Below are 13,457 nucleotides of genomic sequence, written 5' to 3'. Positions count from 1 at the left end.
AGCCATGACCTCGATCGAGCAGTGGAATGCCGTGGACGACTACCTCGTGGAGACCGCCATCCGCCCGGGGAGGGCCTATGGCCGCACGCGGGCCGCCACGCACGAGGCCGGGCTGCCGCCGATCGAGGTGCCGGCCGGTCAGGGCAAGCTCATGGGGTTGATCGCCGAGCTGGCGGGAGCCCGGTCGGTGTTGGAGTTCGGCACCCTCGGTGGGTATTCGACGCAATGGTTCGCGGCCGCCGTCGGGCCCGGGGGGATGGTCACCACGCTGGAATTCGAGCCCCGTCACGCCGAGGTGGCCCGGGCTAACCTGGACGCCGCTGGCCTGGGCAGCCGGGTCCGGATTCGGGTCGGCGCCGCCCTGGATTCCGTGCAGGAGCTCATCGACTCCGGTGCCGGCCCCTACGATGTGATCTTCATCGACGCGGACAAGGCGAACAACGCCAACTACCTTGACGCTGCCCTGAAACTCTCCCGGCCCGGGACCGTGATCATCGGGGACAACGTGGTCCGCGGCGGCCGGGTCCTGGACGGTTCCGGGACGGGTGGCGATGCCGCGGACGTGGCCGGGATCCGGGCCTACCTCCAGCGCCAGGGCGAGGACCCGCGGCTGGACGGGACGGCGCTGCAGACCGTCAGTGGCAAGGGATGGGACGGCTTCGCCCTGGCGATCGTGCGGGACGTGGAGTCCGGTCTGGAAGGGGCGGAATGAACCGATTGGTCCCCGGGGCACTTGGTCGGGTACGATGAATCCTGCTCTTGAGTCGGTTGCCATGCGCGTCCGGAACTTGGGCACCTCAGGAGGATTCGCCTAGCGGCCTATGGCGCACGCCTGGAACGCGTGTTGGGTTAACGCCCTCGGGGGTTCAAATCCCCCATCCTCCGCAGTGTGAGAAGCCCGGAAACGTGAGTTTCCGGGCTTCTCCTGTATCCCGGTGTATCCCCCTGCATCCTTCTCGTCATCCGGGGTTTGATCTCCGTTCACCGGCCGGATGCCGGCCGCTGCCGGCCCACCCTAGACTCGGACACTGACAGGGGCGCATGCGCCGTCCATGACCGCTGGGCGGGGGGGCCGATGGGGGAGCTGGAGGAGCTTGAAGCGGCATTGCGGGCGGCCGACGTCCGCACGGCCCGCCGGCTCAGCCTGGGCATGACCGGCACTGACCGTCTCGACGACGCCCTCGCGCTCCTCGCTCGGCAGAGCCGGCAGGACCCGGCGGCCGTGGACCTGCTCGTCGAGGTGCTCGATGCCTCGGGGGTCATCCGTCGCTTCGCCCGCGCAGCCCTGCTCGACCATGCGGCCGTCGACGACGTCAGCCAGGACGCCCTCATCTCGGCCGCCGCCTCGATCGGCTCCTACGACGGGCGCGGCAAGGTCACCACCTGGGTGCACAGCATCGTGCGGCGCCGGGTGGTGGACCACCTGCGCCGCCAGCGGGCCACGGCGCCCCTGACCGACGAGGCGATCGAAACCGTCGAGGCTGCCCCGGGACCTCGGATGAGCTCGCTGATCGCGACCCGGGCGAGCGTGCAGGCGGCCCTGGAGGCATTGCCGGAGCTCTACCGCCTCCCTGTCGTGATGAGGGACCTCGAAGGTCAGGCCTACGCCGACATCTCCCAGGCCCTGGGGCGCCCCACCGGAACCGTCAAGGCGCAGATCAGCCGCGGCCGGGCGATGGTCGCCGCCCGACTGCGCGGCGAGGGCGGTGGCCTGGGACTATGACGTACGGACTGGATCGGTACGAGGTGCAGGAGGTCATCGGCGTCGGCTCCTTCGCCACCGCCCACCGGGCCCATGACGGGCTGCTGGAGGGCACCGTGGTCCTGAAGATCCTGGCCGAGAACCACAGCCTGAACCCCGAGGTCCGGGAACGGTTCATCGCCGAGGGGCGCAGCCTGCGCAAGGTGGCCGGCCCGCACGTGGTCGCCGTGCATGACATCGGGGAGTCCGACCGGAACCAGCCGTACCTGGTGCTGGAGTACGCGGACCGCGGCACCCTGGCCGATCGCGTCGGCCAGTTGCGTGCCCGGGGTTGGCGTGCCGGGCCGCAGGACGTCCTGGCGGTGGCGAGGCCGATGACCGCTGCGCTGGAGACGGTGCACCGGGCGCAGCTGGTGCACCGGGACCTCAGCCCCGGGAACCTGCTGCTGACCGGTCAGGTGCCCTCCGCCCCCACGGGGAGTGCAAACCGGGAGGCGGGCCGCGGCCCCGGCGGGAACTCCTCCGACGCGGAGGTGGTCCGGCCCGACGAGCGCCTGCTGGTGGCCGACCTCGGGATGTGCAAGGACCTGGCCCTCAACTCAGGGCTCACCGTGGCCGGGGGCACGTCCGGGTTCCGGCCGCCCGAGCAGTCAGGCCCGGGGGTGGTGGACACCCGGGCCGACATCTGGGCGGCGTCCGCGCTGCTGGCGTGGCTCGCCCAGGACGCCGACCTGCCCCGAGCCTTCCTCCAGGTCCTGCGCCGCGGCATGAGGACCTCACCACGGCAGCGGCAGCAGACCATGGCGGAGTGGGGCGCCGAGATCGAGAGGGCGCTGGCCCCTGACACCACCAGATCGACGACGCCGGCCCCGCCCTCTTCCGGGACGGGCGCTCCGGAGGTGCCGGCTGGGCCAGGGGCAGGGCGGTCTGCCCGGGGCGCGGCAGGAGGGGAGCGGCGTCCGCGGTGGAGGGTGCGGGCCGTGGGCCTCGTGGCTCTCCTGGCCACGCTGGCCGCCCTCACCGGGGTGGTGGCGGGGTACCTCTGGGGCAGCCCCGATGCGCCCCCCACCGCAGAGGCGGGTGCCTCGATCTCCGTCCACGGTCCCGAGGCGGTCGCGGTGGGGCAGGAGATCACCCTGAGCGCCGACGTCGAGGGTCTGGATTCCTGGGTCTGGACCCTGCCCACCGGCGCCCAGGTCATCGGCGAACGCGAGGTCACGATGACCGCGACCCGGCCCGGAACGAGTGAGGTCATCCTGCGTGCCCGCGTCCCGGGCGGGCCGGAACTCGAGGCTCGGTACGAGGTCACGGTGACCGAGTAGGGGCACACGGCAGGTCTTGGGCGAGATCTCTGACCTCGATGCAACTTTCCTTCCACCGGGCGCGACTCATAGACGTCACCACAGCAAGCGACCGCAGTACATCACCACCGACAGGAGCAGAACGATGGAAACCACCACGGACCGCCCCCGCCGCCTCCACTGGCGCCATGCGGCCATCTTGATCACCGCGTTGACCGCGCTCACCCTGACCGCATGCTCGGGGGAATCCGAACCGGCAGGGTTCACGGAGCCGGCCGGGCAGACCAGCGCGCAGGCCAGCAGCGTAGAAGGCGGGTCCGCTGCCACTCCTGAGGGGCAGGAAGAGGATGCGGTGGCAGCTGACGGTGCTGGATCCAGCACCGTGGACCCGGCCGATGCCGTGGAGACGGTCACCTATGACATCCAGACCGAGGGCATCGACGGCACCATGACCGTGGGCCTGCACCACCTCCGGCGGGACGGGGAGACCATGGAGCTCCTGCTCACCTACACCCCGGAGTTCCAGGGCCGGGATGCCTATGCGCTCTGGGAGCTGCACGCCAAGAACCACGCCATGGTGGCCCCGTCCCTGTTCGATCGGGAGAATCTGAAGAAGTATTCGATTCTCCGCACCGCTGGAGGGTGGGACAACGGGCAGGTCTGGGCGACGCCCCACAATGTGGCGGAGCTGGCCTCCGGTGAGACCCAGGCGTACTGGGCCAACTTCGCCGCGCCGGAAGACGATGTCGAAACACTCAATGTCGGACTCCCCGCCGGCGCGGAGTTCGAAGAGGTGACGATCGAGGAGGGCTCCCAGGGCTCTCAGGGCTCCCAGGGCTCCGGTGGCGGCGAGGGCGGGGGAGAATGATCGTGCGCGCCCCAGGCCAGTCCACGATTCGCCGGCCGCTGAGCCTGACCACCGCCGCGCTCGCACTGGCGACGGGTGTCATGGTGGCCCCGGCGGCCACCGCACAGGACGCTGACGTCCAGTCCCCACCCGAGGTTCCCGGCGAGATCGATCGCCAGGTGTTGGCCGAGTCCGTCTCGGCCTACGACGTTCCGAAGTCGATCAGTGTCTTCGACGTGGACTCCTCGATCGAAGAGCTCGGCGGCGCTGATCCGGACGAGGAGGATGTCATCGTCCTGGAGGCGGACATCCTCTTCGTGCCCATGAAGTGGGACCTGCCGGGCAGTGCATCGGACCGTATCGCCGCACTGGTCGAGGAGGTCCCGGAGGGTGCCACGGTGGACGTCCACGGGCACACGGACTCCCTGCCGATGCCCGAGGGGTCCGAGGTGGACAATGACGGGTTGTCGGAGCATCGAGCGCAGGCTGTGGCCGACGTTTTGGCGGCGGAGCGCCCGGATCTGACGCTGGCAGTCGAGGGCTTCGGGGACTCCCAGCCGGCGGTGGCCGAGGACTCTGGTGATCCCTCCTCCCTGGCGGCCAACCGGAGGGTTGAGATCAGCTTCGGCTGAGTCTGGGCGGCCCGCCGTCTGAAGACGGAGGGGCCGTCCAGGTTACCGCTGCTCGAGGTAGTGGGGGCTGTGGATGAGCCCCAGGATGTTCCCGAAGGGGTCGAGGACGGAGGCCGTCACGAAGCCCTCGTCCCCGCGCGGGGTGATGGGTTCGTGCTCGGTGGCTCCGATATCCAGCAGATGCGCGACCATTCCCTCGAGGTCATCCACATGCCAGCGAGCGATCACTCCGCCCGATCCTCCAGCGTGCCCGGTCGGCAGGTAGCGGCGGGCGATGATCCCGAGTTCGTTCAGGCGGTCGCCGAGCCGGAACTCCACGTACGCCGGAGCCTCGGAGTCGGGCTGTTGGAAATAGGGTTCGACGCCGGTGGCCCGGGCGTACCAGTCGCGGGTGGCTGCCACGTCGTCAGCCGGGATGTTGATCTGGGCCAGGCCCCGCAGGGCAGGGGTGGTGGACATGGCTGACAGGGTATCCAGGACGGTGTCCACCGGTGAACCGTTCGCACGCGCCGGCTTACCGCGGAAGCCCCGCCCGGCCCTCAGGATCTCGCGCGGTGCCGGCGGACGGCCGCCCGATTGGCGCAGCGGACCGAGCAGTACTGCTGGCGACCGTTGCGCGTGGTGTCCACCACCACGTTCGTGCACGGGTCCCCGGGGGTCCGGCCGGCCGCGCAACGGCCCAGGCGGTGCATTCCCCGGGTGCTCAGGTGCAGGGCGGTTCCCACGCTGATCACGGCGGCGAGGACGGCCGGCAGGGACCGGGCGTCATCATCGCGATAGTGCAGATGCCAGCCCTCGCGGTCATGGTCGGTCAATCGCGGATAGGCCGCCGCGGTGGCCATGTGCTGGTTCAGCAGCGCGGCCCGTTCCGGGTTGTCGGCGGCGTCCACCACGGTCAGCCACTCATCGATCACCCCCCTGACCTGGGTGTGGTCCCCGGGGCCCTCCGGGAACTCCACTGTCATGCCGACCTCGCGTGCCCTCTGGACGATTCCGTCCCGGTCCGCGGGCCACTCATTGGCCAGGGAGGCCGCGAGGACCACGGCATATTCTCCGTAAGGGTTGAGATGCATAAGAGCATTACATCATGGTGGAGTCATGACGCCCATCACCAGCAGCCTCCCGCGGCTTCGTCCGGCCCCCGTAGACGCCCACGAACACGGCTGGCGCGTGGAATCCCGCCATGCCACCTCCGAGGGGTGGGTGCTCTACGTGCGCTGCGGCGTCTGCCGGACCCTTCGCGTGGATCGTCAGACCAGTGCGGCTCTTCCGCCCATGGCGGTCAGCGCCGAGTTGCGGCCCCTCAGCCGGTAGCCCGTGCGCCGGCCGGACTGGTGATGAGCCTCGAACTGTGATCTGGACAACTGGTCGGGCACTGAGGAAGGCTACTGGTCAGTACCTTCTCGGTGCCCCCTGGCATCGATGCACGTTCTGCCGAGAGGACCACCATGACCGAGGCCTACATCGTCGATGCCGTCCGCACCCCCGTGGGGCGCCGTGGCAAGGGGCTGGCCCATGTCCACCCGCTGGACCTGGCTGCCGCACCGATCCGCGAGATCATCGCCCGGGCCGGGATCGAGGACACCGGGCTCTACGACGAGGTGGTCCTGGGGTGCATCGACCAGGTGGGCCCGCAGGCCATGGACATCGCCCGCAGCGCCTGGTTGGCCGCCGGTGGCTCCGAGTCCGTGCCCGGCACCACGGTGGAGCGCCAGTGCGGTTCCGGCCAACAGGCCATCCACTACGCGGCCCAGGCCGTCATGTCCGGCACCAGTGACCTCGTCGTCGCCGGCGGCGTGCAGTCCATGTCCGCCATCCCGCTGTCCTACTCCAACCGGGCCGCCCGCGATCTCGGTTTCGAGGACCCCTTCACCGGCTCCGAGTCCTGGGCCGAACGCTACGGTGATCAGGAGATCTCCCAGTTCCGCGGCGTGGAGATGATGGTCCAACAGTGGGGCTTCACCCGGGACCGGCTGGAGGAGTTCGCCGTCACCAGCCAGCAGCGCGCCCTGGCCGCCCGGGCCGCCGGCCGCTTCGAGCGGGAGATCATCCCGGTGCCCGGCGCGGAAGCCGTCACCGCTGATGAGGGCCCGCGGGAGCCGGACCTGGAGAAGATCCGCTCCCTGGACCCGATCATCCCCGGCGGAGCCCACACGGCGGCCTCGGCCTCCCAGATGTCCGACGGCGCCGCGGCCCTGCTGATCGCCTCGCCGGCGGCGGTGGAGCAGTTCAACCTCACGCCCCGCGCCCGGATCCACCACCTCTCCGCCCGTGGCGCCGACCCGGTGATGATGCTCTCTGCCCCGATCCCGGCGACGAAGTACGCCCTCGAGAAGTCGGGGATGAGCCTGGATCAGATCGATCTGATCGAGATCAATGAGGCCTTCGCTGGCGTCGTGCTCGCCTGGTTGCAGGAGACCGGTGCGGACCCGGCAAAGGTCAACGTCAACGGCGGGGCGATCGCCCTGGGTCACCCGATCGGCGCCACGGGTGCCCGGTTGATGACCTCCCTGCTGCACGAGCTCGAGCGCACCGGCGGCCGTTACGGACTGCAGACCATGTGCGAGGGCGGCGGCCAGGCCAACGTCACCATCATCGAACGCCTCTGAGCTACAACTGGAGTTGGGCAACCATCGCCTTGCGGCGGTCGAGACTGGCCTGGTGTGGGCTGCTCGCAGGCAGTGTGAAATCACGGGCGAGATTGGATTTGTCGTGGGCGGCCCACCGTCGGGATAGATCCGTGCGGTTGTCGGGAGAAAGTTGGGATAGGGCGTCTAGTCCGAGGAGTCGGATCGCGGCGAGGTCGAAGTCCATTTCGAGTTCACAAAGAAGTTCGAACCCGGTCTCTGTCTCATAGATTCGATCTTCGATGTCGGGAGCATTCCGATACCAGTAGGCAGCCAGCGCAAGGTCTTGTGCGTCCTTGTCCTGGGCGTGGTGTGCGGAACGGTCTATCCAGGACCGCATCTTCAATGCAGCGTATCCGGCGGGTTGCGGCAGCCTCACAGTCCTTCCGCTCGGCAGTTCGAGTGAGAGGGCGTGCCCGTAGACGTCGCGGAATCCGAACACGACGAGTTCCTCCCCACGTGGAGCAGGAACGCTGATTCCTTCAGGATCTTCAACGTCGCCGAACGGCATGATGTCCACCGGGATGTCGGCGATCATGTATCGAATCCCGTTGCTGCCGATCCGGTGGAATCGAGCCTCGATGCGTTGGGTGGTGGTCCAGTCGCGCACCGCGATTCCAAGGTCTGTGTCGGTGGTGGCGCGCGCTGTGAACGTGTGCCCCAAGGAGGCGTGAAGGATATCCCGGCATCCAGCACCGATGAGCAGGATGTTGTCGGGATCGAGATCGACCTGCGCGGCCAGTTCATCGACGACCGGGGTGATCATGGCGTAGAGGGCCTCGTCCACGCGTGCCAGATCGATCACCGGTGGTCCTCTCGGATTCGCTGGGCGACTTCGTGTTGGCGGCCGTCGTTCGAGGCGAGCAAGTCGGCATAGACCAGCAGCCATGGCGCCTCATGGACGCCAGGCCCCGCAGGGGCATCCGACGGCCGCCAGAACTGTCGGCGGAGAAAGATGGTCGGCTGTTCGTCATTGCGGCGCCATCGGTGTGAGCGGATCAACTCGATCGGGAACTCTTCTGTGTACAGCGTTGCGGTCTCTGGGCGGAGCAACTCCGGTACTGCGGCCTCGCCGCTGACATATACGGAGGCATCCCCGACGCGGAGGCTTGCCCAGTCACCAGAGTATCGTCCGGCCTTCCCCTCCGATCCGAGGCCTGACGGGTAAGAGGCTGTCCAGTGGTCGATGAGGAGCTCGCGCCGGCTAGGGGCGAAGTGTTTCTCCTCGTCCAAGTATCCGTACTGCATGAGGAGATCGAGCGTCCCCTGCGCCTGCCCGAGCGAGACCATTGACGCGGTGGCGATTTCGCGGACCGGGCCATCGAGTAGATCAGGCCACGACAAAATCGTGAAGATCACCTGTGAGCGCTTGACGCTGAAGAGGTTCACCCCGCCACGCGTCAAGCGCGGAGCTTTTGTTGCTGAGGGACGGAGGGCGCGGCGGCCGCGCACATCGATGTGCACGCCGTTGAAGGTGATGAAGGCATTCCCTGCCTGATCGATGTAGTTGATGCCCAGCAGTCGGAGTCTCTCGGCAGAGCGCTCTGTTACCCGCGGCCCGACCAAGAGCAGGCGGTCATGTTCTGCATAGTGCCGCCTGACCCAGCCCATGGAGGAGAGCGTGAGCGTGTCAGAGCAGCCGACCTGATACGGCGCGTGGCCCTCCTGGTGTGCCAGGGTTGCGGAAACGGTGTCCTCAGTGGGGAGTTCGTTGAGGTCGATCGGTTCGAGGAATCGCAGGCCGAACTCGTCGAACCTGTCCGCGAGTTCTTGCGCCAACTGCTCGTCCATTGCGCATCTCCTGTTCAGTATCTGCCTGTGTTCATTCTAAATGAAAATCACATAAGAGTGAACAGCGTGAGTGTTGTCCCCAACAGAGCATCGCCCCTGCCGCTGGCTGTGCTCTGGACAACACCTTCGAGCCGAGAGATGCTGACAGGGTTACCGAGCAGTACAGGAGAGGACTCCCGTGACCACACCCAGCCCCCCGTCCGTGACCACCGAGACCGATGCGCTGGATCAGGCCATCGCCCACGCCGGGGCCAACACCCTCGGCGCCCTGCTCGCCCGCACCGCCTCGCGCAATGCGCAGAACACTGCCCTGCGCTTCGAGGACCGGGAGTGGACGTACGCCGAACTCGAGCGCGCCGTGCACCGGGTGGCCCACCGGCTCCGGTCAGCGGGCCTGGAGGACGGGGCACGGGTGGCCGCCTACGGATTGAACTCGGACGCCTACGCCATCCTGTTCCTGGCCTGCGCCACCGCCGGATACGTCCACGTCCCGGTGAACTTTGCCCTCAAGGGGGACGAGCTCGCCTACCTGCTGGAGGACTCCGGGGCCGATCTCCTGGTGGCGGATCCCGCCCTGTTGCCGCGCATCACGGAGACCCGCGGCCAAGGCCGCGCGTCCGGCGTCGGGCAGATCTGGCTCTTCACAGAGGAGGACGAGCCGGGGCACAGCGCCGGCGCGCAGCACCCGGCGTTGCTCACCACCGCGCGGAACGGCTCGGCTCCGGATACCCCGTTGGACGTGCCGGTGGGCGACGAGGACCTGGCCCAGCTGCTCTACACCTCCGGCACCACGTCCGCTCCGAAGGGGGCGATGATGTCCCACCGGGCGTTGATCGCGGAGTACGCGGCCACGATCGTGGCGCTGGACCTGACCGAGGAGGACCGGCCGCTGGTGTGCATGCCGCTGTACCACTCGGCGGCCATGCACGTGTTCCTCCTGCCGTACCTGGCCCTGGGTGCCACCATCCGGCTGCTCGCCAAACCGGACGTCTCCGAGACCCTGCGGCTCGTGGAGGCCGAGCACATCGGCTCCCTGTTCCTCGCGCCCACGGTCTGGGTGCCGCTGAGCAACCACCCGGACCTGGAGACCCGGGACCTCTCCTCGCTCACCAAGGCCCAGTACGGGGCCTCGATCATGCCCGTGACCGTGCTGCAGCGGCTGCGGGAGCGGTACCCTCGGATCGGGTTCTACAACTGCTTCGGCCAGTCCGAGATGGCGCCACTGTGCACGGTGCTGCGCCCCGAGGAGCATCATGCCCGGCCCGCCTCCTGCGGACGGCCGATCCTGTCCGTCCAGGCCCGGCTCGTCACCACCGAGGGGAAGCTGGCGGCTCCCGGTGAGCCCGGGGAGGTCCAGTATCGTTCCCCGCAACTGATGAGCGGCTACTGGAACAAGCCCGAGGCCACTGCGGAGGCCTTCGAGGACGGGTGGTTCAAGTCCGGTGACCAGGCCACGCAGGACGCGCAGGGCTATCTGCAGATCGTGGACCGGATCAAGGACGTCATCAACACCGGCGGAGTGCTGGTGGCCCCGCGTGAGGTGGAGGACTGCATCTACGAACTGGAGCAGGTGGCCGAGGTGGCCGTGGTGGGGACTCCTGACGAGAGGTGGATCGAGGCGGTGACGGCCGTCGTCGTGCTCAAGGACGGCGCGGAGCTGACGGCCGAGTCCGTGCGGGCGCACGTGAAGTCCCGGATCGCCGACTTCAAGGTGCCCAAGCGCGTGGACTTCGTGGCCGAGCTGCCCCGCAACCAGTCCGGCAAGCTGCTCAAACGGGAGCTGCGGGCGGAGCGGAGCTGAGCCGGCCCGGCCACTCTCGCAACTGCAGGTCGAAAGCGGCCCGTTCCCACCCCGAATCGGGGTAGGAACGGGCCGCTTTCGACCGCTAGATGTATGTGCGGATCACTGCTCCGGGTCGAGCACGAAGTCGTACTGCGTGACCTCGCCCTCGCCGTTCGGGTTCGGCTGCGGATCCAGCATCAGCTCCGGCTTCACGGCCGAGGCGATGTCATCCTCCAGGTGCTCGTCGCCCGGGAAGTACAACTGGGCGGTCAGCTTGTGGTGGCCGGGGGCGTGCACCTTGAAGTGCAGGTGGGCTGGCCGCCAGGCGTGCCAGCCGGCGGCCTCGATGAGCTGGCCACAGGCGCCGTCGGTGGGGATCTGGTACGGCGCGGGGCGCACGGTGTGGATCTCGAAGTTGCCGTCCTCGTTGGCCGTCCAGGTGCCCCGGAGGTTCCACTCCGGCAGTCCGGGGGCGAACTGGGAGTAGAAGCCCAGATCATCGGCGTGCCACAGTTCCAGTTTGGCACCGGGCAGTGGGGAGCCGTCCACGGCGCGGACCTGACCGGAGAACACGAACGGGGTGCCCGGCTCGTCCTCGCGCATGGGGATGGTGCCGTTCCACGGGACCTCGGGGGAGCCCTCGAGGTAGTAGGGGCCCTCGATGGTGCCCTTGTTGCCCTCGCGGTCCGCGTTGGCGACCTCCTCCACGGAGTGCTCCAGCCAGACGTCCAGGAACAGCGGCCACTCGCCGTCCTCGCCCACGCGGATCAGCCAGGCCTTGAAGGCGTTGTACTCCTCGTAGCTGACCTGCTCCTCGAGCACGATGTCATTGAGGGCCTTCACGGCGCGGCTGGCCAGGTGGTTCACACGCTCGGTGTCCACCACGCCGCCGGCGGACTGGGCGGCCATCCGCTCACGGAATCGGGCCGAGGCATTGGCCCCGGAATCGGCCGCGCGGGCCTCGGTCTCCTGGTGGGAACTTTCCTGAGTCATGGTTCCTGCTTCCTGATGGGGGTGTGCGGTATGCGGAGGTGAAGTCTTGGTCTGGGTGGCGGGCGTGGACTACGGGCCGGTGGGGATGAACTCCAGGCCACGGAACCGGGCCGCCGCGGCGAAGACGTCCAGGTCCGGGTCCGTTCCCCGGTGGGCGGCCATGCGCAGTCCCAGCCGCAGCAGCATCTTGATGTCCCGGGGCGTGATGTCCGGGAACCCGTCCACCAGTTGGTCCAGGATTTCATCCGTCAGGGTGATCTTGTGCCCGTTGGCGAAGGACTGCCAGATCTGGCGTGCGGCCGCCGGCTCGGGGGGCCGGTAGTCGATCACGGCGGCGCAGCGGGCCAGGATGGCCCCATCCACCTCGTCGATCCGGTTCGTGGTGAGGAACAGCAGGCCGTCGTAGTACTCGAGGGTCCGCAGGAACTCGGCGACGATGGCGTTCTGGTGCAGCTCGAATCCTCGTTCCAGGACGAAGACGTCCGCCTCGTCCAGCAGCAGCACGGCGTCCCAGCGCTTGGCCTGGACGAAGATCTCCTCGAGGTTCTTGCGCACCAGATCGGCGGTGATACCCAGTGATCCGGTGTGGATGGAGTACAGCGGGCGGCCGGTGACCTCGGCGTAGACCTCTGCCGTCAGCGTCTTGCCGACGCCGGGGCGGCCGCGGGCGAGGATCACGTTGCCGGAGGACTTGCCCTCGATGATGTCCCCCGTGAACACGGAGATGTCCGAGGTGAGGATGTCCAGCAGCTCGCGCTGGTCATCCGGTAGCACCAGCTTGTCCTTCAGGCCGGGGTTGTACACGTAGCGCGTGAGGTCGGCCGAGTTGACGTCCAGGTAGTCCTGGGCGGCGAGGTCGAACACGCGGACAGCGGTGACCACGGGTACGGCCGCGGTTTCGGCCTCGTCGAAGAGCACGGAGGAGGCCACCATGCGCAGCGGGGCCCGCTCGTCCGGGGCCACGTCGTGGACCACCTTGCGGTTCGTGCGGTCAGCGGCCGAGCGGTAGTCATCGGTGCGCATGGCGCGGCCGGTGAAGAGGAACTGCCGGCCGAAGTCGTGGTCGATCAGGTCCTGGAAGGCATCGCGGCGCCCCTGGTACTCCGAGCGCAGCGTCTCGGTCTCCTTGAAGGCCCGATGCGCGGTCAGCACCTCCGCGGGTGTCTTGCCCACCAGCTCGGTCTCGTCGAACTGCAGTAGCCGCGGTGCCCGGGAGGGGCGCTTGACCGTGGGGTTGTCCGCCTCCATGGTCAGTTTGACGCGTGGCGGATGCGTGCGGTCGCCGTGGTCCAGGGTGATGTCCATGACCAGGTAGGGGTGGCGGTAGCCGTCCGGCTCCTGCACGTAGAGCCAGCCGTCGATGATCCCGTCCTTGAGGAACTCGCGGAAGAGTTCAACGGCGGACTTGATGTCCGGGATGGGGGCGAACTGGCCGGCGCGGGCAGACTGCACGGCCATCACGGCGCGGGCGAAGCCGCTGTCCTGGACAGACTCGGCCGCTGCGGCGAGGTCCGCCAAGGCGGCATCACTGAGGAATCGGTCCTGGATGCCCATCTCGCGGGAGCGCCATGAGGAGGCCTGGGTCCGCGCCGCCTGGAGGTCAGCAGTCTCGGTGGCGAGGACGACCTCCGTGGGAGCGATGAACATCCGTGGGCCTCTTTCACTCTCTCGACGGTCTCGGCACTGAGTCGGAGCGCCGGGCGAGGGCCGCTGGGGTGCTGGCGACTATGCCGTGGGTCACTCGGGCGCGCTGGGGTTAGCCTAGCCCTCCGTTCTTTTAG

Annotated in this window: 14 protein-coding genes and 1 tRNA gene; 9 read left to right on the top strand and 6 right to left on the bottom strand. The window is 68.4% G+C overall.

What is annotated here, in order from left to right; genetic code table 11:
* Positions 1-4: 4 nt before the first annotated feature.
* From IMT31_RS07130 to IMT31_RS07105, 6 genes are all read left to right on the top strand, one after another.
* A complete protein-coding gene (locus IMT31_RS07130) occupies positions 5-712 on the top strand; it encodes an O-methyltransferase (protein WP_413544248.1) in 708 nt (235 codons plus the stop codon).
* 88 nt (positions 713-800) lie between these two features.
* Positions 801-885 (top strand) — tRNA-Ser (locus IMT31_RS07125).
* 190 nt (positions 886-1,075) lie between these two features.
* Positions 1,076-1,723, top strand: coding sequence for an RNA polymerase sigma factor (locus IMT31_RS07120; RefSeq protein ID WP_413544247.1), 648 nt, complete (start codon positions 1,076-1,078; stop codon positions 1,721-1,723).
* Positions 1,720-3,024, top strand: a complete 1,305-nt coding sequence (locus IMT31_RS07115) for a protein kinase domain-containing protein (RefSeq protein WP_413544246.1) — start codon at positions 1,720-1,722, stop codon at positions 3,022-3,024. Before IMT31_RS07120 ends, IMT31_RS07115 begins: the two co-directional genes overlap by 4 nt.
* A gap of 124 nt (positions 3,025-3,148) precedes the next feature.
* Positions 3,149-3,871 carry a hypothetical protein gene (locus IMT31_RS07110; RefSeq protein WP_413544245.1) on the top strand — a complete coding sequence of 241 codons (723 nt, stop codon included), beginning with the start codon at positions 3,149-3,151 and terminating at the stop codon, positions 3,869-3,871.
* Positions 3,872-3,873: 2 nt separating this feature from the next.
* Positions 3,874-4,482, top strand: a complete 609-nt coding sequence (locus IMT31_RS07105) for an OmpA family protein (RefSeq protein WP_413544244.1) — start codon at positions 3,874-3,876, stop codon at positions 4,480-4,482.
* 42 nt (positions 4,483-4,524) lie between these two features.
* Here the strand turns inward: IMT31_RS07105 and IMT31_RS07100 are convergent, their stop codons facing one another.
* Together IMT31_RS07100 and IMT31_RS07095 are read right to left on the bottom strand one after the other, a co-directional pair.
* Positions 4,525-4,941, bottom strand: coding sequence for a VOC family protein (locus IMT31_RS07100; RefSeq protein ID WP_345354322.1), 417 nt, complete (start codon positions 4,939-4,941; stop codon positions 4,525-4,527).
* 80 nt (positions 4,942-5,021) lie between these two features.
* Positions 5,022-5,555 (bottom strand): CGNR zinc finger domain-containing protein, encoded by a 534-nt coding sequence (locus tag IMT31_RS07095; RefSeq protein ID WP_413544243.1) that lies wholly within the window; start codon positions 5,553-5,555, stop codon positions 5,022-5,024.
* Positions 5,556-5,580: 25 nt separating this feature from the next.
* Between IMT31_RS07095 and IMT31_RS07090 the strand changes: the two genes are divergently transcribed.
* Both IMT31_RS07090 and IMT31_RS07085 read left to right on the top strand, forming a co-directional pair.
* Positions 5,581-5,796 (top strand): hypothetical protein, encoded by a 216-nt coding sequence (locus tag IMT31_RS07090; protein WP_413544242.1) that lies wholly within the window; start codon positions 5,581-5,583, stop codon positions 5,794-5,796.
* A gap of 134 nt (positions 5,797-5,930) precedes the next feature.
* Positions 5,931-7,091, top strand: coding sequence for an acetyl-CoA C-acetyltransferase (locus tag IMT31_RS07085; protein WP_413544241.1), 1,161 nt, complete (start codon positions 5,931-5,933; stop codon positions 7,089-7,091).
* Position 7,092: 1 nt separating this feature from the next.
* On the opposite strand, the gene IMT31_RS07080 is transcribed toward IMT31_RS07085, so the two are convergent.
* A complete protein-coding gene (locus IMT31_RS07080) occupies positions 7,093-7,914 on the bottom strand; it encodes a hypothetical protein (protein ID WP_413544240.1) in 822 nt (273 codons plus the stop codon).
* A complete protein-coding gene (locus IMT31_RS07075) occupies positions 7,911-8,900 on the bottom strand; it encodes a type IV toxin-antitoxin system AbiEi family antitoxin (RefSeq protein WP_413544239.1) in 990 nt (329 codons plus the stop codon). Before IMT31_RS07075 ends, IMT31_RS07080 begins: the two co-directional genes overlap by 4 nt.
* A gap of 178 nt (positions 8,901-9,078) precedes the next feature.
* Between IMT31_RS07075 and IMT31_RS07070 the strand changes: the two genes are divergently transcribed.
* Positions 9,079-10,701, top strand: a complete 1,623-nt coding sequence (locus IMT31_RS07070; protein ID WP_413544238.1) for a fatty acyl-CoA synthetase — start codon at positions 9,079-9,081, stop codon at positions 10,699-10,701.
* A gap of 102 nt (positions 10,702-10,803) precedes the next feature.
* Here the strand turns inward: IMT31_RS07070 and catA are convergent, their stop codons facing one another.
* Both catA and IMT31_RS07060 read right to left on the bottom strand, forming a co-directional pair.
* Entirely contained in the window at positions 10,804-11,676 is an 873-nt protein-coding gene (gene catA / locus IMT31_RS07065) for a catechol 1,2-dioxygenase (protein ID WP_413544237.1), read from the bottom strand.
* A gap of 69 nt (positions 11,677-11,745) precedes the next feature.
* Entirely contained in the window at positions 11,746-13,323 is a 1,578-nt protein-coding gene (locus tag IMT31_RS07060; RefSeq protein WP_413544236.1) for an AAA family ATPase, read from the bottom strand.
* Positions 13,324-13,457: the final 134 nt, after the last annotated feature.

Source organism: Citricoccus nitrophenolicus (genome assembly GCF_047305825.1).
In the GTDB taxonomy this organism is placed as follows: domain Bacteria; phylum Actinomycetota; class Actinomycetes; order Actinomycetales; family Micrococcaceae; genus Citricoccus; species Citricoccus nitrophenolicus.
This window is presented reverse-complemented; position numbering and strand designations above follow the sequence as displayed.